This window comes from Chitinophaga sp. CB10, from assembly GCA_001870995.2.
Classification (GTDB): domain Bacteria; phylum Bacteroidota; class Bacteroidia; order Chitinophagales; family Chitinophagaceae; genus Chitinophaga.
In genome coordinates, this window is sequence record MLAV02000012.1 from 51,970 (window position 1) to 77,619 (window position 25,650).

Here is a 25,650-nt window from a genome sequence, read left to right on the forward strand (position 1 = left end):
CCTGTTATCCTGTTTTTTTCAGCCACAGCGCCCAGCTGCCGTTGGCAGGCTTGTTCAGCTGTACGGCTTTACCGCCCTGCGCTACCTCTTTGGTAGCCAGCACTTCGCCGGTAGCGGTATTGATCCAGTTAATAGTATATCTCCCGTTGCTTTGCGCGAGGTCCGCATTTACGCGGCCGTTTTCCGTGTACACCAACCGGCCCTGCTCCCCCGCCAGCACCCATTGCCCGTCAGCGGTTGCCACCGGCCGCATGCCGGCAGCCGCCGATAAAAATCGTTTATCCTTTGCCGTTACTACCGGCAGGGAGCCGCCGGCCATCAGTACCGCCCAGCCGAATTTATCCCAGGCGTCGGCGGAATAGATCACCGCCTTCTCCGGGAAGCGCAGCCGGTATTCCAGCACCGCGCGGTACACCTGCCCGGCGGAGGTGCTTTTGGGCTTCAGGAGCCGCGCATGCTGCCGCGGGGCCAGGTGCTGGCCTCCCTGCGGCGTGTAGGCGGTACCGTTTGCCTGGTAGTACCAGTACCTGATATCAATCACGTCGATCAGTTGATTATACGCAGGATCGTTGAGGATAGCATCCTGTACATCCCTGGTAGCGCTGAGGCCTATCAGCGGCCGCTGCCCCTTTTCCGCTTCCCAGGCGCGAATGGTGTTGAGCCAGAACTGCACAAAATGCAGCGGCCCTGTAAACTCTTCGCCCGTCAGCTGTATCACGCCTTTGTTGCCGGCAAAATTATCCAGGCACTGGCGGATGTACTGCTGGTGCAGGGCCCGCCGCACCGGGTGCGTAGTGTCGTAAAACTGCTCCGCCATGAAAATGCGCTTGTCGCCCGCATAAGGCACCGGCTCAGGGAAGCCTGCGTTGTTGACGTTGTTGGCCGCGCGCCAGGGGAAGTCCGCATAATGCGCGCCCGCTTCCAGGATATTATGTTGGAAATACATCTGGTGCACCAGCAGGAGCCCCCGCTGATCCGCCAGGTCGGCAAACTGCTTCAGGCGGTTCCAGTACCAGTGGTTGTATTTAGTCAGGTCGTATTTGCTTAACCCATCCCAGGCGGTATCCCGGCCTGTTCTGGCAAAGGGCAGTTCGTAAAAAGGCGCCCATACCTCGCCGTTCATACGGCGGATGCGCTCATGATCATCCCGGCGGCGGTCATACCACAAGCCGTAGTTCTGCTCTACGGCAATGGTGCGGCGCAGCAGCATCGTATCTGCCAGCGCTGCCAGGTCGTCCGTCCAGCCGCGGCCTGTACGCCCCGGCACAAAGCGGGTGATGGCCGGGCCTGCGGCCAGCCGCCCATACGGCCTGGCGCTGCCGTTCCACCACGGCACGCTGATGCGGCGGCCCGTGGCAATAGCGCCCTCGCTTACCAGCCAGCCGTTTTGCAAATGAATAGCGGCCGTTGTTGCAGGCTGTTCCTCCACAGGCAGGCGCACCAGCTGGTCAATCGTTTTTACGCCGGCAGCCTGTATGCTGATAGGATTACGCTGTGGCGCTTCGTAAATAAATGCTTTTAATGTTTTGGCGGGAGTGCGGGCGGCCTGGGTGAGCGCGGCGGCCGTAGCCACCGACGGACTACTACTGGCGTCCGTTTCTGTCAGCATCAGCTGGCGCGATATATCGGCCACGCCTGTACGCTCTTTTAGTTGCTGGTAGTACAGGCTCCTCGGCTCTATGCTGTTATTGGATTCACCCCAGTAGCCATCGCCGGCAAACTGGCTCCAGGAGCCCAGCGCCCAGTTTTGAGCCGTAGGCGGCGCATAGCAGTCGATCCGCGCGGCGCTGCAATTCCAGAGTACGGAATTGGCTATATTCCACCCGGCCCCTTGTCCGTCCTGGCCGCGGTTCATGAAACTGATGGCGTTGCCATCCACCTGGACGATGTCGAATAAAACGCCGGAAGCCCAGCTGTCCAGCCCGCCGCTGAAACTATACGGGCGACTGGATTCGCATTGCACGAATGCATTGGGGCCCGCGGCACAAAAGCCTGTCGCGAAATCGTGGATCCCGGACTCTGCATAGCAACGCTGGAAAAGTGTTTGCTGCCCTGCTGTAAAAAAAGTATTTCTTCTCTCCCCCCCTATTTCTGAAACTGGATGTAAGGAGATACAATCTTCCACGGTAATACGGGAAGCGTTTTCATAAATGGCCACAGCGCTTCCTGCGAACCCGGAAAAGCTTACCTGGCGCACCCATGCATCGGTAACGTTATCCATGGTAATGGCCATCCAGCGGTGATCTTCATCCTTGGGATTACTGCCGTCCACCTCGGACACCAGCTGCAGGTTTTCCACGCCGCAGTCATGAATACGCCCCGGCCAGCTGAAAGTGGCCAGGGTAGCGTATCCATACGCCTGCTCAAGGGCGGTGGTGATGGGCGCATCAAGGGATATGGTGTTATTACCGGTAACGGTGATTGTTCTGATCCAGTTTATATTGCGCTGGTTGGGCTTCCAGCCGAGGGCGGTAATGCCTCCGCCAAAATGATCCGTGCCAAGTGCGTTGATCCATGCCTGCGTGCCCGGCCGGGTAATCACGGCCAGGTCCCCCGTTTGCAATCCCTTATCCGTAGCCACATGCAGCGTGCGGGTATTCACCGGCGCATAGGTATCTGTAATGGTGGTGCTGTCTTTCATCACCCGGTCATCCTTGCCGGCAATGCGGATCAGCGTTTCCCTGTCCCGCCCCGCGCCGGTGAGGATGGTGCCCCCATCTCCAAAACCGCTGCCACGCAGCACTACGCCTGCCGTATGCAGGAGCAGGCTCCCCTGCACGCGGTAGTTACCCGCCTGCAATAGCACTGCGCCCCGCCATCCTGCTTTGGAAAGCGGCAGCTTGCTCACATAGTCAATCGCAGCCTGAATGCGCCGGGTAGCGTCCCCGCTTTGCAGCGGCACTACCACCCGCACGGGCGCCTCCGGGATGGCCGCCTCCCCGGCCTTATAGCCGCTGTAGGAAAAATCCGGGATACGGTTGCCCAGCGAATCCGGCGCATATTGCAGCCTGCCCTGCGCAAACGCAATGGGCGGAACAGGTTTCGGTTTTTTCTGGGCATAGCCTGAAACAGCTGATAGCAGGCATATGCCCGCTATCAGTGCCAACTTCTCTGAAAATAACAATCGCACCTTTATCATTGCTCTGTTTAATCTTTATTTAGCCGGTGTTACATTGGCCAGCGGCACTACGCTGTTGAGGTACTCTTCAATATTCGTATAGCCGGAACCGGATTTGGCATACTGCGCCGCATCGGCCGCATTGTTGGGATTGAGCCCTTTCTTCTTTTCGTAATCATCCGGCATCCCGTCGTTGTCGCTGTCCTTATAAGGCGCGCCCTTGTACTCCGGGTATCCGCCCACCTGGCTCACATCCGTGATGATGCCTATCTTATAGGAGTCCAGCGGCAGGCGGCGATGTTTGAACTGGGTTTCCGGCGGCGTCACCTTCGGGTCCCACTCGATCTTGCCGGTGGCCACCTGTTTCACGATGCGGGTATCCACCGCATCGCGGCGGGGCAAGGTAGCGCCGGCGTTGGCCAGCACGTAACGTTTGGCTTCTTCTGCCGGCAGGATGGTAATCCCTGGCATAGGCAGCGGCTTAGGCCATTTGATGTTAGCCATGTATTCCCCTGCGTTGCTTTCTTCTTCTACCTGCACCCCGCCGTTCCAGTTATTTTTAGTGATCTCGGGATAGCCTTCCATGATGTTTCCGTTAACGTAAGCGCGGCCATATACTTTATACTTCAATTTACTGCGGCCGCTTTCAGGCTTCAGGATACGATGCCCTACATTGTTTTTAGGCGTGGCCGGCCCAGGTTTGAAGTAGTTGTTGATGATGTTGAATTGCGCGCGGTAATCACCCCCGTCTATACTGCGGTGTACCCAGTTAAACACCACGTTGTTCACGAAGTTGAACACGCCGTTCCAGCCTACGGAAGGGTTACGGCCCGCGTTGTTGGCCCAGAGGTTACGCATAAACGTACAGTTCTCCCCGCCGAGCGTACTGCCAAAGGCGTGGTTCCAGGTGTCCAGCGCCTCGCCGAAGATGGAGTTCTGAATGGTGATATTGACCGTCGGGAATTTATCTTCAATTTTCCCGGTGCTGTCGTTGTACATATGCCGGTACATACTCATGTTCTCATCCAGGCCCCATGTGGCGGACACGTGATCGATCATGATATTGCCCACGGGGTTGCCGCCAATGGCGTCGTCCCTGCGGCCCACCCAGGTTTCGCCGCGGCGGAAGCGCATATAGCGGATGATGACGTCATGGGTATTGATCCACACGCTCTCTCCGGCAATGCACACGCCATCGCCAGGCGCCGTTTGCCCTGCAATGGTGATATAAGGGGCGCGGATGATCAGCGGCGTTTTCAGCCGGATGATGCCCGCCACGTTGAAAACGATCGTACGGGCGCCGCCCTGTTCACAAGCCCAGCGCAAGCTTCCCGGCCCGTCATCGTTCAGGTTGGTCACTACATATACTTTTCCGCCGCGGCCCCCGAAGGAATATTTGCCGCCGCCTTCAGCTCCGGGGAAAGCGGCTATTTCCGCCTGCGGGAGTTCATCCACACGGGAAGCCCATGGAATAAAGGGTTTGCCTTGTTTGGCCTCTTCCTGGATGATAGGCCATGCTACGGCCCAGGCAGAGTCGGAGTGCCTGGTGGCGGCTTTCATCAGCGAATCCGCCGCCCGCTGCACATCGGCAGGTATTTGCGGATACTGTGCTTTTACATTCGATGCAACACATAAACCAACAGTTGTCATCAATGCCAGGCGGAGAACTTCTTTTTTCATTACGACTGTTTTCATTTCACCGGAGATTGTGTATTCGGAAAGATATTAATTAGCGTTCTATTTTTATGTCCACGTTCATAAAGCTGCTGGCTGCAGGAGAATTACCGTTCACATAGTTGACACTGAGGCAACCGGCTTTTCCGGAGGCCGTTTTAAAAAACACGAGATTACCCGCTGCGAGTTGGGTTACCTTGCTGGTTGTCCCTGAAGCGAGGTTTGTTCTGGCCGCGGCTCTAAGGTCTCCCCCTGATAATAATTTATTAAACGCCGGACTAGTAGCCTTTTTCATAATCGTATTATTTTTCGTCCAGCTACCCAGGTCATAGAAAGGCAGCTGCCCCTGCGGCGCGCTCAATGCGTACAGGCAAAAGCGCAGGTCATCCGTCGTGGAAGGTGAAGCCAGCCCCGTGGTGTCGAACATGATACCAAAATCGATTTTCGCGGAATTGGCCGCGCCGGTGGTATAACTAAACGTTTCCCCGGTCGTGGCGGCCATGTAGCAGGGATTGGTTTTGCCGGTCGTATCCGGTACCCGCAGCACCCGCACGGTGTAATAGTAAAAATCAGGATTCACGGTGATGACCAGGTCTTTGGAACCGATGTAAGTACCGGAGGAGTCATGCGCCACAATGCGGTACAGGTAGCTGCCATTGATTGTATCCGCCTTCAGCGTTTTGCTGGCGCTATAGGTAGTTGTGGCAGTTTTCAGCGTGTCCCTTACCAGGAAGGCCGTATGGTTCACGGGATTTTTCTGTATGCCCACAAAGGCCATCGGCCGCTGGGTAGTGATGGTAAAATCGAAAGTGATGCTGTCGCCCGGATTGATGGCCACATCCCCGGTAACGGCTTTACCGCCGCCATTCAGCGTTACGGTGGCATAGTTACCATCCACGGGGTCTGCCTCCTTTTCGCAGGCAGAAAATATCCCCAGGATGCACACGGCGCTCACCAAATATTTTTTAATCGTCATTCTGTTTGCAGTTATAGATTATTGATATGGATCGAAGGTTCCGCCGGACCAGCCATTGGTTTGCTGGATGGCAGGCGTTCTGGTAAAGGTGGTCGGCAACGGATATACGTAGTATTTATCCGGCAGGCTGATCGCGTCCGAACCTTCCAGGGATGTAGGCGTTAAACCCAGCACGCGCTTGTAGGTATCCGGATTTTCCAGGTTGAGGGTATCTCTTGGTTTGATGCCTGAAGGGTACACCTTATCGAGGTATATCTTCGTAGGATCAGGGTTGGAGCCGCCTGTACCGCCCACGTATGGCGACAATGGCGTCGGGATGTAGGACTCCCTGTTGGTGATCAGCCCCAGGTTGCGGGTCCGGCGCAGGTCGTAGTAACGCATCCCTTCAAAGGCAAATTCCACCTGCCTTTCATTGAGCAGCAGTTTGCGCATGGCCACCACGTCGCTGGCTATACTTAAACCGTAATCATATGCGCCCTGTACAATACCGGCACGTTTGCGGATCAGCCGCACCATATCCTTCGCCTCGGCCAGGTTGCCGGTTTCGTTCGCGCATTCCGCCAGGTTGAGGATCACCTCTGCAAAACGCATTTCTATCCAATCCATGCCGCTGCCACCGCCGCTGTTGCTGTTATACAACGCCTGGGTCGGACTGATGCTCGGATTGCACAACCGCTTGCAGTAAAACCCGGTGACGATGGAAGAACTGCTCTCCTCCGCTACGCCTTTGTAGGTGTACTGGATACGGCCTGATTTACCGCTCAGCGGCCATACATCCCCGTTGTAGGAAATGCTCGCTTTAAAGCGGGGATCGCGGTTACGCCAGTACAACACGCCGTCATAGCCGGAGTTAGGATCGGTAATCGGCAAACCGTTGTTCATCGTATATGCTTTCACGAGGTTCCAGGTAGGCTGGTTGGAACCGCCACCGCCAACGGTTTCAGAGTTCGGGCGGGTAACCTGTTCGGTATTCGTGCCCAGGTCCTTGGTGGTCGTGTACTTGCGGACGATCAGGATTTCCTTGTTATCTTCCTGCACAAACAGGTCGCCATAATTCCTGATCAGCTCATACCCGTCGGCCACGCAGGCTTCATAAGCTTCTTTGTTGGCTTTGTAGGCATTCTGCCAGCGGCTCGCATCGTTGCCGATGTTGAACTGCGGGCTGGCCCAATACAGCAGCGCCTTCGCTTTTACTGCCAGGGCGGCTGCGCGGGTAGCGCGACCTATATCATTCCCCGTCCAGGTCTTGGGCAGGAAGGCCGCCGCAGAGTCGCAATCGGCGGCTATCTGCGCAATGCACTCGCTGGTTTTACTACGCGGCACCTGCAGGTTATCTTCCGCCTGACCCTGCGCCCTTAACACCAGCGGCACGCCTCCGTATAGCCGTACCAGTTTGAAGTAGGTGTAGGCGCGGAGGAAGAAGAACTGTGCCTTCAGCAAATCGCGGGAAGCCTTGGGCAAGGTTTTGCTGGCATTGATGCCTTCAATGGCGGTATTGCAACGGCGTATATCCGCATACCGGTTATTCCTGATATCGGCGGAAGAGCCAATGTCCGTCACGGAATTTTCCAGCAGGCGGCCGTACATGAAGTCCGGACTGATGTTGTTCGTTTCATCGGAGGAATTGTGGATGCCTCCCACCGTAGGCCATTGCGGAATGACAAAGTAGTAAGTCCGGTTCAGGTAGAGGCCAATCGCCCCCTCGCTCTCCCACATCTCGGCATCTTCAATACCGTTGGGATCCTCAATTTCAAAGAAATCCTTGTTGCAGGCGCCCAGCATCATCAGGGAACTCACGCCCGCAATCGCCATTGACAACTTGATATGTTTCAGTAATTTCATTTTCGTGGTTGTTAACGTGGTGGAATGCAGTTTACAGACTGGCGCCTATACCTATGGACAGCGTTCTGAGCGTAGGGTAAGAGGCGAAGTTGCTCGTGTATGGATCCTTGTACTTATACGGATTAATGATGTTCCACAAGTTGGTGCCCGTCAGCATTACCCGCAGGTCCGGAATCTTGTACCTGTTCACCAGCTCTTTTGGCAATGAGTACGACAGTACGGCGTTGTTGATGCGGCACTGCGTACCATTCACCGCCCAGAAAGTGGAGTTCTCCTTGATCAGCGGCGCATCGGCGCGGGGATATTTGGCATTCGGATTCTCCGGCGTCCAGTGGTCGTTCCAGAAGGATGGCGCGTTCTGCGTAGTAGTCGGCGCTTTCTTGGCTTCGGAATCGTAGAATACTTTACCCCCTACAGACAGGTTCAGGTTCGTCTGCAGTTTGAATTGTTTGTAGTTAACCCCCAGGGTGATACCAAAACCTATAACCGGCGCTGTACGGTCAAACATCAGCGTTACATCATTATCGTCTATCTTCCCGTCGCCGTTCACATCCTTGTAATTCATGAAGCCCACCTGCGGCTTTTGCCCTCCGATGGTGTAATTCGGATTCTTCGCCAGGATGGCCTCTACCTCGTCCTGCGTGCGGAGGATGCCCGTGGCGATATAGCCGTAGTTGTTACCGTTATAGATTTTCGGATTCTTCCCGATCGGGTTTTCAATACCGTCTTCACCAAACAGGCCGAGCGCGGCAGGACTATAATACTGCTGCAGGATCATGCTGTTGGTGACAGCGAAGTTCACATCCGCCGTAAAGCCCCAGTCCCGGTTGATGTTATCCCGGTAACCGATGCCAAATTCAGCGCCGTAGGCAACCGCCTTACCGTAGTTCTTCACCGCAGTGATCAAACCGGTGGTCATCGGCACCACGCTTACGTCTAGCTGGTTAAACGCATCGTAGGTATAGCGGTGGTAAAAATCCGCCGTGATATTGAGTTTGGATTTAAGCATGGTGAGGTCAAAACCCACGTTGAGGGTACGGGCTTTTTCCCAGGTCGCATCCGGGTTCGGGTAAATGCTGGGATCAAGACCATTGGTATTGGCGTTACCAAAGAGCATGCCCGTTGTTTGGGTGAACCGGTTGACGTAGGTTTTATTGGAAACACGGTCCTCTCCTACGATCCCGTACATCGCTCTCAGCTTAAAGTTGTCAATAAAGAAAAAACGCTCTTTAAAAAATTCCTCTTCGCTCACCCGCCAGCCTAAGCCCACTGTGGGGAAGAAGCCCCAGCGCTTGTCCGGCGCAAAGTTGGAAGAAGCGTCGAAGCGGCCGATAAATTCAATGAGGTATTTATTTGCAAAGGAATAGTTCGCACGGCTGATGAAGGAACGCTTCGCAAACTGGGTGGATTGCGGGTTGCGGATCACCGCGCCCAGGGAGGCCACGGTGGTAGGGTCATCGCTGAATGCCCAGAACTCATCCACGCCCATTACCAGTTGTTTGTTTTTGGTCAGGAAGATGTTGCGGGCTTCCGCTTCGCTCTGGTCCACGGCTACGAGCACGCCGATGTCGTGCTGCCCGAAGGTGCGCGCGTAGTTCAGCGTTCCGATCAGCTGGTAGCTGCTGGAAATGGTGGAACCTTCCGAGAGCTGGTCGTTATTCGTAATCGTCACCCAGGGCGTTTTGGCGTCAATGGAATCGGAATACAGCAAACCGTTGTTGCTGAAGCCGGGTCTAACGACGTTGGCTACACGATAAGTAGGATAATACTGCTTATCCTGGTTGTTGCGGTTCAGGATACCCAGCTGCACTTTGGCGCTGAGCCCTTTGATATAGCTGGGCCGGTATTCCAGGGAGGCGTTGGTGCTCAGGCCCTGGGACTTGTTACGCGTATAGTTCCCGGAGTTCAGCAGCGCCAGCAGGCTCCAGTTGCCCGGCGGGTTAGGACCGTTAAACGCTACCGGCAAACCGTTGACGGTAGTAGGCACCCATTTGGGCGTGAGGTACAGCGCGCGGATAGTCTGATCGTCCGTTTCCGGATTAGCGCCCTTGCTGGTGCCGCGGTACTCCTGGTTGAAGTCGGACGAGAAGCTGACATTGGCCGTCAGCCCGTCAATGATCTTCGCATCCATGGATCCGCGCACACTGTATTTCTTTACGTTGATATCGCCGTAGTTACCATCCTCTTTATAATAGCTGCCGCCGGCAAAAAAGGTGATCCGCTCGGAACCGCCGGAGATATTCAGCGTATGGCGCATCACGTTGCCCGGCTGCCAGAAGTCGTCGTACCAGGCACGGTCCGGCATTTGCTTCAGCTTTTCCAGGTCCGCATCGGAGAAACGGTTGGAATAGGCGGCGTTGTTGGCTTCCCAGCCGTCGTTCAGCATCTTTGCGTGCTGGTAGGCCGTCATGGTTTTCGTTTTCACCGCCTCGGTAGAGCGGCCAAGATAGCCGTTGTAGTTAATCCTCGGCTTGCCGATCTTTCCTTTTTTCGTAGTAATGAGCACCACCCCTTTTGCGCCGGCCGCGCCGTAAATGGCCGCGGAAGCGTCTTTCAGGAAGGTGATATCTTCAATCTGGCTCGCGTCCAGGTTTTCAAAGAAATCCGGGTTGGGCGACTGGTTATAGGTCGTAGGGTTGACGATGATGCCGTCTATCACATACAGCGGTTGCGTCGTAGACGCCGTAGACCCCGGGAAGGTGATGGAATTGCGGATGTTTATATTCGTAGTGGAACCGGGCTTTCCGGAAGAGTAGTTGACGCTCACGCCCGGCACGCGGTTGATCAGCGCGCTGCCGAGGTTGGCCACCGGCAGGTCTTCCACCTCGGAGCCTTTAATGTTGGCGATAGCGCCGAGCAGGTCGCCCTTCTTTTTACTGCCGTAACCTACCACCACTACTTCGCCTACTCCTCTTTCGGCGGTAGTCAGCATAATCACGGACGGAAGGTTGGAAACTTTTGTTTCATAAAAGGTATAACCCAGGTGGGATACCATTACCACCGCTTCCGCGGAAGGCACTTTCAGGGTAAACTTACCATCCCCGTTGGTGGTCGTGGCGATGGTGTTGTTCTTTACCCGTACGGTAGCGCCCACAATCAGTTCGCCGGTCTTCTGGTCCTTCACGGTACCGGAAATCGTACGTTCCTGCGCGGACACCCGCAGCGTGCCTACCAATAGCAATAGTAACAGCAACGGTTTGATGTAACGTATGGAATTCATTGGCGTTCGTTTAAAAAAATAGCTTGTGAGATGAGTTTGGTTGAGTCAAATAGCTGGATAATTCAATCTGGTTGACTGTTTGTATCAGCGTAACCGGAATTTCATCAATCGTGGAAACCTTTCGTGGTCAGGACAAACGTGGATGCGGAGTTGTTATCTGGAATTTTTTCTTTCTTTCAGGCGTTGCTGCCAGGCTGCTGTTTCTTTCTTCAGGTCGTACCCTGCTTCGGAGAGGTAGTTGTTGATCCTCCCTTTGTATTTGCCAAAAACTTTGTGCTTATCGCCGGAAGTGCCTTCGTCCATAGCCAGCTCCCTTGCTTCCACCAGCCAGGTGTAGATCTGCTCCTTCTGCGCAGCCGTCAGCTGCGGCAGCATATCCTGGTAGGCGCTGAAAGTGCCGGGCAGCACGCGGTAGGTCATACCGTCCTTCACTTGCTCCACCTGCGTGGCATTCAGCCGCGCGCTCAGGCTGGCGATGAACTGCTGATGCAGGGCGCGCAGGGCGGCTTGTTTTTTTTCTTCCTGCTGTCTGACCGCGGCGGCTTTATCCACCCCTTTGGAGGAATCGGCTTTGATGGCGGCTACCGCCACTTTATACTGATCGTGGATAGCGTTGAGGTCCATGTATTGATGGACGATCGTGTTCATAACGGCCTTATATTGGACGCTGTCGGTAATGCCTAAAGTTTGGACAATCTTACCCGTCCTTTCCGTCAATACTTTTTCATAATCCGGGTTTGCCTGCGCTTCGCCGCGGGAAGAAAAACACAACAGGGAAAAGCCCAGGGCGGCAGTAGCCAGCGTAGTGGAAAAAGACGGCAAACGTCTGCCAGCAGCGGATAGCCGGCACAGGGCAGCAGCCAGGGAGGTACCCTTCATAACACGGAATAGCTTTTTCATGTTGCATCAGATTTTTCATTCAGGTGAAAAACAGTGTGGACGCTGTAATTTTTTCACCGGTTTAAAGATACCTGCAAGTACTACCTTAACCAATGTAAGGTTTCACTATAAAGATGGAACATTTTACTATTTGCCGTATAAAATATCTCCGGGAACGATTGCGTAAAATTTTTACTACTCCGTGCGGATGGAAATAGTTGCGGGAGCGATACCTGCGCCGGAGGCTTTGAGGCGGATAACGCCCGGCTGGCCGGTGGATTGGACGATGGCCAGGGCCATGCCTTTCCAGCATTGCCGGGATGGGCTTTTCAGCGAAACGGTATCCGCCTGGTAGCCGTTGTCAGTGCCGGCAATTGCGCCGGGGCCTTCGATGGAAAATTGAATGCGGTTACCGGCATCCGGCACTGGAATGCCGTTGGCATCCACAATCTGTAAGGTAACATAGGACAGGTCCCTGCCATCGGCCTGTATCTTACTACGGTCCGCCTGGAGCTGAATGCCGGCAGGGGCGCCCGCCGTCCGCACTTCCCGTTGCAGCACCACCTTCCCGCCCTTACGGGATACGGCTTTCAGCGTGCCGGGTGTAAACGGTACCCGCCAGAGCAGGTGCAGGTCATCCGGGGATTTTCGCTTTACGCCGAGGGATGCGCCATTGAGGAACAGCTCCACTTCGTCCGCATTATTGTAATACACCCAAACGTCTACCAGCTGGCCCGGCTGCCAGTTCCAGTGCGGGAACATGTGCAGCACCGGTTTGTCCGTCCATTCCGATTGGTACATGTAGTACACATCTTTGGGAAAGCCCGCCAGGTCAACGATGCCGTAGTAGGAGCTACGCGCCGGCCATGGGTAAGGAATGGGCTCGCCCAGGAAGTCAAATCCGCTCCATACAAACAGGCCGGAAAGGAAGTCATGTTTCCGGATGATTTTCCAGGTAGCTTCGTGCGTGCTGCCCCAATAGGCCGCTACCTGATCGTAAGCGGAAACGGTGTAATCCGGGTTGCCGTTTTCCACGATCTTCTGGGGCGACTTCGCCGGCCAAAAATAAGCGCTGTCAGAAGGCAGGCCATAGTGGCCTCTTGTAGCGAAGGCGGAGACATTTTCACTGCCCAGGAATATTTCCCCGGGATAGTATTTCTTAAAATCTTCATACACTTCATGATGGTAATTGAGCCCCACCACATCCAGGGCGTGCGACTGGTAAATAAAGTTTTTCGCGGGGTTCCATTCGCTCAACGCGCAGGTAACGGGGCGGGTGGAATCAATGGCTTTTACGATCCCCACCAGTTCCCGGCCCAGCGTAATGCCGCTGCTGTCAAACTGTTCGCGGATTTCATTGCCGATGCTCCACATAAACACGGACGGGTGATTCCGGTCCCGCAGCACCATCTCCTCCAGGTCCTGCTTATGCCAGGCTTCAAAATCAGCATAATAATCGTACTTATTTTTTTTCTTCTTCCACATGTCAAACGCTTCCACCATTACCAGGAATCCCATTTTATCGCAAAGGTCCAGGAACTCCGGCGCAGGCGGGTTGTGGGCCGTGCGGATGGCGTTACAGCCCATCTCCCGGAGGATCTCCAGCTGCCGCTCCATTGCGCGTACATGCACCGCTGCGCCCAGCGCGCCGAGGTCGTGATGCATGCACACGCCCTTTATCTTCAGGGGTTGCCCATTGAGGAAAAAGCCTTTGTCCGCATCGAAATGAAAATTACGTACGCCCGTTACCGTTATGACGCTATCCAGTACCTTACCGCCTGATTTCAGCAGCGTTTTAACCGTGTAACAATTCGGTTCCGTTACGGACCATAGTTGTACGCCGGGTATTTTCACCTGCAGGAACTGTGTATCTTTTGTATTGTTTGCTATTGGGGTGTTGGGGGAGATAATATAAGCCGCCAGCTTCCCTCCCGCATCGTATAGCTGCACTTCTACCTGGCAGTATGCCTTACTTCCGGAATGGTTGCGGATTGCAGCCTGTACCCCGATTACCCCCGTGGCTGTACCGTGGCTGTCCTTCTCATAGCGCGCTTTGATAAAAATACCATTCCGTTCAAACCCTGTTTTGTTGCCTACCACCAGCCTTACGTTCCGGTAAATCCCCGAGCCGCTGTACCAGCGGGAGTTTGGCTGCCTGCTGTTATCCACTTTTACGGCAATTACATTTTGGCTGCCAAAGCGGATATAAGGCGTCAGGTCATACGAAAAGGAAATATAACCATTGGGGCGCTTGCCAAGGTAATGCCCGTTGATCCATACTTCGCTGTTCCGGTAGATGCCATCAAATTCAATGCGCACCAGTTTATCCGCCGCCGCGGCAGGCAGGGTAAAGGTTTTGCGGTACCAGCCGATGCCGGCAGGCAGCGCGCCGCCCTGCGTGGTGGCCGGCGCCGTTGCGGAAAAATCCCCTTCAATGCTCCAGTCATGCGGCAGGCGCAGCGTACGCCAGCCCGCGTCGTTATAGCGGGGCGCGCGGGCCAGGCTGTCGTCCCCCTGCAGGAACTTCCAGTTGTCATTAAAATCCGTTTGCGCCTGCAAGGGTTGCATGGCGAGTAAGCAGCACAACAGGAAGATATTTATACAGGAGATGCGTTTCATCATTTATCAGATTACAGTGAACAGGTATTTGCCGGACCCAACGGGCACGGCTATACGGCCATTTTGAATGGCTGCTTTGGATAACCGCCTGCCATTTTGTTTTACAACAGCGCCGGCTTTCGCTGGCAGGCAGATGGTCGCCTGTGTATTGGGAGGAATTTCAACGTTCAGCTCAAACGCCTCCGCGGATTTTTTCCATTCCACCCTGATCAGGCCGGCAGCGCTGGCGTAGTTGCATTTTACCCAGCTGATATCGCCTACGGGAGCGGGTTTGATCACAATATGCCGGAAGCCGGCGGAATGAGCTGCCTGCTGAATGCCTGCCAGCCCGCTATAGAACCATTCCATCAGGTGGCCCAGCATAAAGTGATTGTTGGATACAAATTCATAGGCCTGCCAGCTTTCGGTGAGCGCGGTAGCGCCGTGCCTGATCTGGAAACCATATCCCGGCACATCGTCCCGGGAGTTCATATCAAAAACAACGTCGTTCCGGTCTCCGGCCTGCAACGCCTGCAGTACATAGCGGTAGCCGATGTCCCCCGCGGTGAGGGCATTATTTCGTGTACGGATGTCCGTTACCAGGGCGTTTAACACGGCAGCCCGCTTGTCCGCCGGCGCCAGGTCCATATACAACGCCATGGCATTGGCGGTTTGACTCGCGGTGTCATATTGCATCCGTTGAGGATCGAAAAACGCTTTATTGAAAGCGGCTTTCACCTGCGCCGCCAACTGCCGGTACCTGGCCGCATCGGCGGATTTATGCAGCAAAGCCCCCACCCGGGCCATAATGGAGAGGTCGTAATAATAAGTAGCCGTTGCCGTGATGCCCATTTTCGTCATCTGGGAAAAGCCGGACCGCTGCGGACCGATATCGAACCAGTCGCCCAGCCCGTGCGACACAATATGCCCCTTGCTGCGGCCCTGCAGGTACGCCACATACTGCTGCATCATCGGGTACGACTCCTCCAGCGTCCGCAGGTCGCCATACCAGCGGTAGTTGTTCCACGGCACGATCACGGCCGCGCTGCCCCATTCCGGCGATTCGTCGAACGGCGGGGTAAAGCGGGTGAACTCCGGCACTATCTCGGGGATTTTCCCATCCGGGTATTGCGCATGCTGCATATCGAAAATTGCCTTGCGGTAATGCGGCGCAATGTGATAGTTGTAGGATACGGAAGGGCCCATGAGGTAGGTCTGTTCCAGCCAGCCCAGCTTTTCGCGGTGCGGACAGTCCGTAAACACGCTCACCGTGTTACTGGTGATCGCGTGATCAATCAGCTGGTAGATCTTATTGAACAGTTCATTCGAGCAGCTGAAACTCCCCGAACGGGAGCCCGCCGCGCTGATGGCTTCATTGGAGATTTTCACGAGGGCCGGCCGCTTAGCGCCCGCCTCCTTCGGGATGCGCACTACCTGTATATAACGGTAACCATAGTACGTAAACCGTGGCTGCCATGTTTCAGGCGCCGCGGCGGTGCTGCCTTTCAGCACATAAGTCAGGATATAGGGAGCGCCGGTAGCCTTCTGGTTGACGGCGCCATCTGCATTCACCAGCTCTCCTGGAAACAGGCGGACCGTATCCCCTTTATTCCCCCAAACTACTATGGAAGGTACTGCGGCCGTATTTTGCCCAAAGTCGTACACCGTTGTATCATGGAGCTGCCAGCTTTTTTGCACTTCATATCGCGTGGTTTTGCGTACAGGCGTGTTGATCTGCGCTACCAGCGGCGCCGGGGCGGTTGGCAGCGCGGCCTTCCAGCCGTCCGCCGGGAAGCCGGGCCGGTCCCAGCCCTCCTGCTCCCGTTGGGCATCGTAATCCTCCCCGCCGTAGATACCGGAGAAGTACAGCGGCGAAGCAGCGGTTTGCCAACGCTCATCCGTCACTACATCTTCCGTGGTACCATCGGTGTATTGCAGTTGCAGGCGGAGGATCATTTTAGGATATCCGTAACCGCCCGTCATTTTACGGTAACGCTCCCCGGGGATGTAATAAAACCCGTTGCCAAGGAGTATGCCGATGGCATTAGCCCCCGGCTTGAGTTGCTGCGTCACTTCATAGGTAACGTATTGGGCAGCCCGGCGATAGTCCGTCCATCCCGGTTCCAGAAAGGCGTCCCCGGTTTTGACACCGTTGATACTCATTTCAAACTGCCCGAGTCCGGATACAAAGGCCACCGCGGCTTTCAGCGGTTTGCGCACTGTAAACTCCCTGCGGAACATTGGCAGTACATCCCTCCGCGGACCCCAGGCCTTTTTGCCATTGAGGTGTACATGCGGCACTATCACCGCTGAATCGGGGATGTTTTCATAACCGATCCACTTCGCCCCTTTCCAGTCGGCCTCCTGCAACAGTCCCATCCGCCAGTGCCGGATGGCGCTCCACCCGGTAGGGCTACCATTTACATCCCAGGCCATTACCTTCCACCAGTATTTTTTGCCGGATTGTAACGGCAGGCCATTGTAATGTACCTGCAGGGCATCTCCTGCGCTGACGCGCTTACTGTCCCAGATATTCCCTGTATCTCTCCCCAGCAACAAACTATCATCCGCCACCAGTATGCGATAGGCTGCCTGGCGGTAGTTATCCGGCGCAAGCCCGTACTCCCAGCTGAAAGCGGGCGCTTTGCGGTCAATCCCGGTGGGATTATCCAGGTACTCTACCCGGAGGTTGGCCACCGTGGCAGGTTGCTGCGCAAGTGCCGTACCCGCCGATAATATCCACCAACAACAACACCAGTACTTCATGTATTATAATGTTTCAAGTTTTCCGTTGAACCGGTACGTGCCGTTCTTTACCGTCGGCACTTCCCGCACTTTGCCGTTATACCGCAGCACGAGCGGCTGCCCGGCTTTTGATCTTACGGTGAGGTATTGCAGCGCGCCCCGCTTCCATCCCATGTCCATCTCAAAACCTCCCCTGGCGCAAATGCCTTTGATGTCGCCATCGGGTATGGCCGCAGGCAGGGCCGGCAGGATATCGATGTAGCGGGTATGGCTCTGGATCAGCATTTCAGCCATGCCGGCCGCGCCGCCAAAATTCCCGTCAATCTGGAACGGCGGATGCGCGTCGAAGAGGTTGGGATAGCTGCCCGCGCCTTTACTGGCAGGGCTCAGCAGCATGCCGATCATTTTAAACGTATGATCCGCATCTTTAAACCGTGCCCAGAAATTGATCTTCCAGGCCAGGCTCCAGCCTGTAGCGGCATCCCCGCGGAAGAGCAGGGATTGCCTGGCGGCATTCACCAGGTCAGGCGTGTCCTCCCAGTTGATTTCGCTGCCTGGGTACAGGCCCCAGAGGTGCGATACGTGGCGGTGCCTGTCCTGCGGATCATCCAGGTCTTGCAGCCACTCCTGCAGCTGCCCGTGTTGCCCAATCTTATTCGGCGCTATTTGCGGAACTTTTGCCGCCAGCTCCCGGCGGAAATCTGCATCTACCTGTAATATTTCACTGGCGGCTATCACGTTCCGGAACAAGGTCCTGATGATCTGGTGATCCATCGCGGGCCCCATAACCAACCCGCCATGCTCCGGCGAATTGGACGGACCGCTGATCAACCAGCCGGTGGCAGGGTCCTTCACGAGGTAAGCATTGAAAAATGCGGCCGCTTCCTTCATGGCGGGATAGCCATTCACGCGTAAAAATTCCTTATCCTGCGTAAACAGGTAATGCTCCCAAAGATGCTGGCAGAGCCACGCCCCGCCTGTAACCCATATCCCGTGGTTTGCGGCATTGATAGGCGCCGTGCCGCGCCATAAGTCCGTATTGTGATGCAGCACCCATCCCGGCGCATGGTAGTATGCCTGCGCGGTCTGGTGGCCGGTCACCTGCAATTCGTCTATCATGCGGAACAGCGGCTCATGCATGGGCGAAAGGTGGAGGATTTCCGCCGGCCAATAGTTCATTTCCAGGTTGATGTTGGTGGTGTACTTACTGCCCCAGGGCGGCGACATCAGGTCGTTCCAGATGCCTTGCAAATTCGCCGGCCGCGTACCCGGGCGGGAAGCGGATATCAGCAGGTAGCGGGCATACTGCATGTACAGGGCTACAAACGGCGCATCGTTCGATTGGGTGAAGCGCACAATCCTTTCATCCGTAGGCAGGGCCTCGTTGGCGGAAGTGCCGAAGTTAGCGGAGAAAGTGTTAAAGTACTGCTGGTATTCCTTGATATGCGCCGCTTTCAGCTGCGCGTAGGATTTTCCTTTGATCGCCTGCAAGGCCCGCTCACAGGCCGCTTCCGGCTTACCGCTATGGTCTTTGAAATTGACATAACTGGTAGCAGCCGTTACATAAATATCCGCGGCATCCGCCTGTTCGATTTCAATCCTGTCTTCCAGGACTTTTACCCTTCCGCCGTCCGTATGCACCTGCAGGTAGCCCGCGCCGGACAGTACGCCTTCCCGCACGTGGAACGCGATGGAAATAACCGACTGGTCCGCATTGGTACGCACTGTGGCTTTGTGCGGACTACCCAGGCGTACCACGGTATTCACACTCGCTTTCTTGCTGGCCCCCAGATGGATGGCCAGCGCCTGATCCGGCTGACTCACGAGGTATTCCCGCGTGTAATCCGTACCATCCACTGTATAGCTTACGCTGGCCAGGGCCTGGTTCAGGTCCAGCTCCCGCCGGTAATTTTTTATCGTTCCTTTATGGTTAAATCCTAAATACACATCCCCGAATGGCAGGTAATTCGCCTGGTATTTGCCCACGGCAGGCGGTTCATCGTTTTGAATAAAGTACTTCCAGCTGCCGTTCAGGGAAATGGCCGGCGCGCTTTGCTCCGGCAGGTACAGTCCAATATGGCGCGTCGTATCCTTATAGCCGGTGATGCCGCCTTTATCCGTAAAGTTTAAGACCAGCACGGCAATGGTGTTGGTTCCCTGGTGGAGTAACCCCGCCGGCACCTTGTATTTGCGGCCTTCGGGTTGTTGCTGGGAGCCCACCAGCTTCCCGTTGATATAAGTAAAATCATAATCGCGGATGCGGTTCAGGTCCAGTATCATTTCCCTGCCTGCCAGCTCCGTCCCTACTTCAAAAGTCCTGCGCAGCCATACCGCCCCGTCCAGTCCATCGAAGCCGGCTGCTTCCCAACCTTCGTAAGACGGTACCCACATGGTTTTCCAGGCGCTGTCGTTATACCCGCGGGTGGCTTTTTCCTGGCTGGCGCGCACCATGGCAATCCAGTTATGCTTCTCCGCTTCGTTGCTCTTGAGGCCCATGAATTCTTTTTCCGCCAGGGCCTCCGCCGCTTGCTGATCGCCGCGGAAGAGCAGCTGGCGCAGGGTATCGAGGTAGTGATAAGCGCCCGGGCGGTTGTAATTCCGGGGCTCGCCCGTCCAGAGAGTCTCTTCGTTGAACTGGATGCGGTCCTCCGCGACGCCGCCAAATACCATGGCGCCAATGCGGCCATTGCCGATGGGCAGCGCTTCCGTCCATTTCACCGCCGGTTGCCTGTACCAGAGCTTTAACGCCTGCGCATATACGAAATGGCTGCAGAGCAGCAGCAAGGCACTTATAAAAAATTTGATCTTCATATATATTATCCCGTTAGCGTTCAAATAACCAATCCAAATTTTTTGACTTATCATCCCCGCTCAGCATAGCATCGTACACGGGTACCGGCTGTGCGCCATTGGCAAAGCCCAGCACCAGGCAGGCCCCTTTCGGCAGCCGGAGTGTATGCGTGCCCGTAGTAAACTGGTAGGTATGGACGTTCACCGGGGGCAGGTCACCGATGATCAGCCCATTGGAAATGCGGGCTTCTGCCTGCCCGTAATCATCCGCTGCGGCGTTGGTTTCCAGCTCCGGCGGCTTCGCAAAAACGGTATCCGTTACAAAGGCGCCGCGCTGCGTTTTGAAATAGCCTACCAGCACTTTCACCGGGGCTTTGGTGGTAAAAGTAACCGTGGCCGGCGTTTGCTGCAACTGCCGGAAAGAGAGCTGCACGGCGCGCAGGCCGGAGAGCTCAGGGGCCAGGCTTTTCACGGTAAGGCTGGTATCATTAAATAACTGCGCGCCTTCCCGCAGCGCCACCATAGGCGCGCTGGCCGCCACGGGCGCCTGCGCCAACGGCTGGCGTACTACGCTGCCGTTCGTACGCATATGCTTCAGCGAATCAATTTTGCCGGTGAACGTAGTCAGCTCCTGTTCGAATACCGGTACCATCTCCGTCCAGTGTTTATAAGTACCGTCCACCCCGCGCATAGGAATTTTGCGTTGCGCCGTTTGCATACTGTTCGCATACAGGTAGGCGCCGGCCGTAAGGGCAGCCAGTTGCCTGTACCAGGTTACGCTCTGCTCCAGGTCCGGGATAGCGGCTTCCAGGTCCGCCACGTTGCCGGTATATTTATAGCGCAGCAACTGGATGGCTGCGCCTACTTTATGGCTAAAGTGATAAGCGAGCGCCCGGTAGCATTTCATATCATTGAGCAGGCGCTCAAACTCTTCCCTGTTACGGGTTACATGAGGCGCAACCTTTTCCAGCGCAGCCACGGCGGCATCGCCATGGGCCTTGACCGCCTGCATGACAGCCACCGGCGTTTCGCCGGTGTGCGGCTGGCCTTTTATTTCCTTGTCCACATAATCAATAATCATCTCCCCTTCCGGGCTTTCGCAGTCATACAACAGCGTAAACAGGCCATAGCGGAAAGGATTGATCAGCTGCGTCATGAGCATGCCCAGCGTCAGGGTTTGGCGGTTGCCATCCGTGATGCCGAAGCGGCGCAGCAGTTTGGGCGCAATTTCGCCGGACTGGTCGTAGGCCGCTACTATGTTCGCCGCATCGGAGGCGCTGCAGCCGTATTGGGCGGCCAGCTGTTGATTCCAGTATTGCGCTTCCTCCGCGGGCGGCCTGTCCGCATTCCAGGCATAGCGCGCCCAGGCCCGGTACCAGATCCAGTCCCGCTCAATCTGCAGGAGGCGATGGCCCTGCACGCTGTCCGCACTGTACGGCCAGTCCCAATAGGAGGCCTGCGGGTAGAGGTGCAACCCGTTACCTCCCATGACCTCATGCATTCCTTTCACTGATGCTGCAATGAATGCCGGCGACCCATAGCGGAAAGGTTCCAGGTTGGCGAGGATATGCACGTTCTCCAGCTGCACACTGCCCAGCTTACTGAGCGTTTGGTGCAGCTCCGCCCAGGAGCCGCGCGGGCGCGGCGTGGTGAGCGCCTCCCCGTTAAATTTAGCTTCCGTATAAAGATTTTTGTACAACGGCAGGGCGGCCCGCATCACTTCCGGGGCATTGGTATCATGCGCCCGCAGCACGATGGGCGGCTCTGTGGTCTTGCCCAGCGCCGCCAGCCCGTCTTTCACGCCGGGGATAATCGTTTTGGTAAACCATTCGATATCATCGTTGCCCACGCCTTCCATGGCCTCCCCCAGGCAAACCATGAGGCCCACGTTAGGGTATTTTTCCACGAAGGCTGCGATGGACTTACGCGTGTAATCCGCTATGAGTGGGATAATGGGGCGTTCCCGCTCCTGCGTTTTAATATGGTGATACCCGGCAAAAGGTTTGGAAACAATAATGTTATAGAACATCTGGATTACCCAGATGCCCCGTTTATCCGCTTCCGTAGTGAGGAAGCTGTACAATTCCTCATTCCTGCGGAAGGTGGCTTCATCCACTTCCACGGCATAGGGGTAGTCCTTCAGCTTCACCAGGGATGCGAAGGGGTGGCCGTTCCAGAGGAAGAGGGCGTTCATCCGGTTCGCCGCCAGGGAATCCAGGTATTGTATCCATAGTTGCTTGTCGTACAGCCAGGGAAAGGTTTCCGGCGTGTAAGGGTATTCATAGACGTTCCTGCCCGGGAGGTAATAGGGCTTCTGCACACCGATGCAGGCGCCACGCAGCACCATCTGCGGCTGGTCCGCCTGGTGGATGGACGCCGGCAGTTTGCCGGATTGCCTGATGCTATCCGCCAGCCCGAGGCAACCATAGAGGATGCCTGTATCATCATTGCCGGCGATCAGCAGCCCACCTTTTCCGCTTGTCAGGAGAAACCCCTCCTTTCCCGGCCTTGCTGCTTCGTGCGTAATGCCCTGCAACTCCTGTTGTACGGACGCGGCATCCCACCCCCCGATAACAATAGTTTTTCCCCCCACCCCTTTATTACCTGTAACCACCGCATAGCCGGCACTTTTCAGGGCAGCGGCCAGCTGCTCCATCCCCCATTTTACCCGGGGCGATGGTTGCCCGGATACATAGCGGAGGCAAATGGCGTTCTCCGCATCCCGCTGCGGCATGGCGTGCAGGCCAGCGGTAAAAGTTGGCCACAGTAAAAAACTTAAAACGATACAAAATATTCTCACGATGCTACTCATTCAAAAGTTCTGGAAATTGCGCAACGGCAGCCCGCCTTGCTGACTGGCCGCATAGGCCGCCTCTACGCAGGCCATGGTATCAATGCAGTCCTCCACGGAATTATCAGGCCGGGCGCCGGTTTCAGCCGCTACCATCAACTGCGCCATACTGCCTGTAAAAGCATGCGGAAACCAGGTGCCCTCTACCGGCAACTCCTTCCACTCCGTGTAACCATTACCGTTAGCCACGGTGTAATAAAAGCGATCGCCCACTCCGTGCGGGTAGTTGATCAACGCGCCAAAATCGATTTTGATCGCGCCTTTATCGCCTTCGAGTTTAATGTAGGCATGCTGCTGTTCATTGCCGAAGTGGTGGCAATGATTGGTGAGGATGTTGGCCCGCACCAGGTCCCCGTAATCCATGATGATGTTACTGCGCACAGAAGCCAGTTGCGCCATGGCCGGGTGCTTCACCGTCTTCGCAAAGACGGACACCGGGTTGCCCAGGAGGTTGCGGACGAGGTCTATATAATGAATACTATGGTAAAGGATTTCCACCCGTTCGGCCGTGTACAGGAAATCCCACAGGCGCCACGGCGTATATACGTTCACGTTAATCTCTACATCATTCAGCGCCCCTATCTCCCCTCGTTGCATCATGTCCTTGGCAGCCAGGATGTAGGGCGCATAACGGAGCTGGAAGTTCACTGCGGCAAGCATTTGCTTTGCGCGGGTGAGCGCAAGTATTTGCTGCGCCTGCTGCAAGTTTTCGCCCATCGGCTTTTGCAGCAGCGCCCGCGCGCCGGCAGGCAATTGCTCCAGCACGGATAACATGGCCGATCCCGGTACGGCCACGTCGTAGATCACCCCCTCGGGAGCGGCTGCCAGCATGGCTTCCAGGGAATGAAATACCTGCGGAATATTAAAGCTGGCAGCAGTAGCCGCCGCTTTTTCATAGGATAGATCGTAGATGCCCTGCACGGAAAAGCCCGCCAGTTGATAGGCAGGCAGGTGCGCGGCGTTCACAATGCCGCCTGCGCCGATGATAAAAACGGGATGCGTATGTAAAGGTAAAGCCGGTTTCATAACGTGAATAAGTTGGGCAACAGGGCGGACTAAGCGTCCACATAGTTGCCGTAAGTTAACAATAGGATGGCCGCCACCAGTACGCCCAGCGCCAGCCGCAGGATGCGCAGCGTGCCGGGGGAACAGTGCTTCCACTCTTTCAGCACCAAACCCAGGATAGCGCTCAGCAATACCAGCATGATCATGTGAATGGCCCAGCTGGAGAATTTAAATTGCCCCATGCGCACGTGTCCCAGTCCGTAAAAGAAAAACTGTCCGTACCAGAGTAAGCCCGTCAGCGCGGCCATGGCGTAATTCAGCGGTAGTTTATTGTCGCCCGCCACTGCATACTCCCCAAACGTTTTTTCCTTCGCATGCAGGTATAAACAATACAACAGCGTTGTAACAAAAGCGCCGGTATTGGAAAAAAGGTAAATCACATTGCCCTGGAAATGCCCGGCGCCATAGCGCGCCGCCACATCGGCCACGGGCTGGCCCTGGTCCAGCGAAAAGCCGTACAGGGCGGAAAGTACGCCAGACAGCAGGCATAAAGGCAACCCTTTCGCAAGCGAAAAGGCAGCAGCCTTGTTCCCCGCGGTGATGTCCTTCTCCTTTTTACGGCCGGCAAGGCCGCACAGGGCAATGCCCACCGCGCCCATGGTTACGCCGCCCGCCAGGTAAGGCGCGCCGCTGGCGGCAAATATCATTGGCAGCGTACCGTGCACCAATGGCGGCAGCAAGGTACCCAGCACGCAGGAGATGCCCACAGAGATAGCGTAGGTCAGCGAAAAGCCCACGTAGCGGATGGCAATGCCAAACGCCGTACCGCCCACGCCGTAAGCCATGCCCAGCAGGAAGGAGCGCTGCATGGCGTATCCCGGGGCTTCCCGCAGTACGGCCGTCAGCTGAGGAATGGTGATCCACGCCACCAGCACCGGCAGCAACAGCCAGCAAACCGCCGCCTGCAATAGCCAGTAGGTATGCCAGGACCAGCCGCTGACCTTCTTTTGCGGCGTATAGCACAATGCCGCGCCGGAAGCGCCCATTGCATGAAAGAATATACCATTGATCACTTCCATGGTAATATTTTAAATGGTGGTTAATCGGTAAAAACGCGCTGCGTTTTCGTGAAATATTTTCTCCTGGTCCTCCCTGCCGCAAAGCCGGGAGATGATGCTGCGGGTGGTTTGCCAGGTGCCGGCATAATCGTCCGCCAGCATAGACACCGGCCAGTCGCCCCCGCAAAAGCAGCGCTCCGCGCCGAAATGCTCCAATACATAGGCCACGTACGGCAGTATATCCTCCGCGGTGCGCCCTGCAAAATTCCCGGAAGCCGTGCCCAGCCCGGATATTTTAGCATAAAATCCGGGATGCCCGGCCGCCTCGCGCATCAGCTCATGCCAGCGGCCGGACAGCCGCTTTTCGCTGATCGGCGGCTGATTCAGGTGGTCGAACACCATTCTTAAACCGGGTACTTTTTCCGCTACGGCCAGCGCTGTTTCCAGGTGTTCCGGCAGGATGCCCACCAGGTCGTAAGGAATATCATAACGGGCCAGCAGCCGCAAGCTCTCTATCACGGCGGGCTGCAGCAGCCACCTGGGATCGCGCTCATCATGGATCTGGTGGCGGATGCCTTTGAAATATGGTTCGTGGAGGAATTGCTCCTCCAACAAAACAGTCGTACTTCGTATATCCGTTAGCGGTAGCCATGCCACTACGCCATGCACCCATGGCGTTTCGCGGGCGGTTTCCAGCATCAGCTCCGTATCTTCCAGGCAGCCGCTGGCCTGTACCAGCACGCCATGCGTTACGCCGGCGGCTTCCCGCACGGGCGCAAGTTCATCAATGGTCCAGGTACGATTCAGGATAGAGGTATCCCCTTCCAGCCAGGGGTAAGGCGCCCGGCTGAGGTTCCATACGTGTACGTGTGTATCGACTATTTTCATCGATGC

At 55.9% G+C, this 25,650-nt stretch carries 13 protein-coding genes; all 13 read right to left on the bottom strand.

Features of this window, described 5'->3' with window-relative positions; all coding sequences use genetic code 11:
• Positions 1–4: 4 nt before the first annotated feature.
• The 13 genes from BOC67_RS17090 to BOC67_RS17150 all read right to left on the bottom strand — a co-directional run bounded on the left by BOC67_RS17090 (position 5) and on the right by BOC67_RS17150 (position 25,644).
• Complete coding sequence (locus BOC67_RS17090; RefSeq protein WP_291911856.1) at positions 5–3,106, bottom strand: DUF6298 domain-containing protein; 3,102 nt, start codon at positions 3,104–3,106, stop codon at positions 5–7.
• 48 nt (positions 3,107–3,154) lie between these two features.
• Entirely contained in the window at positions 3,155–4,798 is a 1,644-nt protein-coding gene (locus BOC67_RS17095; RefSeq protein WP_291911857.1) for a polysaccharide lyase, read from the bottom strand.
• Between the two features lie 49 nt (positions 4,799–4,847).
• Entirely contained in the window at positions 4,848–5,768 is a 921-nt protein-coding gene (locus tag BOC67_RS17100) for a hypothetical protein (RefSeq protein ID WP_291911858.1), read from the bottom strand.
• A gap of 18 nt (positions 5,769–5,786) precedes the next feature.
• Positions 5,787–7,610, bottom strand: a complete 1,824-nt coding sequence (locus BOC67_RS17105; protein WP_291911859.1) for a RagB/SusD family nutrient uptake outer membrane protein — start codon at positions 7,608–7,610, stop codon at positions 5,787–5,789.
• Positions 7,611–7,641: 31 nt separating this feature from the next.
• Positions 7,642–10,830 (bottom strand): SusC/RagA family TonB-linked outer membrane protein, encoded by a 3,189-nt coding sequence (locus tag BOC67_RS17110; RefSeq protein ID WP_291911860.1) that lies wholly within the window; start codon positions 10,828–10,830, stop codon positions 7,642–7,644.
• A 153-nt stretch (positions 10,831–10,983) separates the two neighbouring features.
• Positions 10,984–11,730, bottom strand: coding sequence for a DUF3826 domain-containing protein (locus BOC67_RS17115; protein ID WP_291911861.1), 747 nt, complete (start codon positions 11,728–11,730; stop codon positions 10,984–10,986).
• A 174-nt stretch (positions 11,731–11,904) separates the two neighbouring features.
• Positions 11,905–14,331, bottom strand: coding sequence for a glycoside hydrolase family 2 TIM barrel-domain containing protein (locus BOC67_RS17120; protein ID WP_291911862.1), 2,427 nt, complete (start codon positions 14,329–14,331; stop codon positions 11,905–11,907).
• Between the two features lie 3 nt (positions 14,332–14,334).
• Entirely contained in the window at positions 14,335–17,073 is a 2,739-nt protein-coding gene (locus tag BOC67_RS17125) for a family 78 glycoside hydrolase catalytic domain (RefSeq protein WP_291911863.1), read from the bottom strand.
• Positions 17,074–17,076: 3 nt separating this feature from the next.
• Entirely contained in the window at positions 17,077–19,863 is a 2,787-nt protein-coding gene (locus tag BOC67_RS17130) for a glycoside hydrolase family 95 protein (RefSeq protein ID WP_291911864.1), read from the bottom strand.
• Positions 19,864–19,876: 13 nt separating this feature from the next.
• Positions 19,877–22,576, bottom strand: a complete 2,700-nt coding sequence (locus BOC67_RS17135) for a hypothetical protein (RefSeq protein ID WP_291911866.1) — start codon at positions 22,574–22,576, stop codon at positions 19,877–19,879.
• Positions 22,577–22,654: 78 nt separating this feature from the next.
• Positions 22,655–23,719: a Gfo/Idh/MocA family oxidoreductase gene (locus BOC67_RS17140; RefSeq protein WP_291911868.1), complete on the bottom strand. Its 1,065-nt coding sequence runs from the start codon at positions 23,717–23,719 to the stop codon at positions 22,655–22,657.
• Between the two features lie 29 nt (positions 23,720–23,748).
• Positions 23,749–24,777: an L-rhamnose/proton symporter RhaT gene (locus BOC67_RS17145; RefSeq protein WP_291911869.1), complete on the bottom strand. Its 1,029-nt coding sequence runs from the start codon at positions 24,775–24,777 to the stop codon at positions 23,749–23,751.
• A 9-nt stretch (positions 24,778–24,786) separates the two neighbouring features.
• Positions 24,787–25,644, bottom strand: coding sequence for an amidohydrolase (locus BOC67_RS17150; protein ID WP_291911870.1), 858 nt, complete (start codon positions 25,642–25,644; stop codon positions 24,787–24,789).
• Positions 25,645–25,650 lie beyond the last annotated feature (6 nt).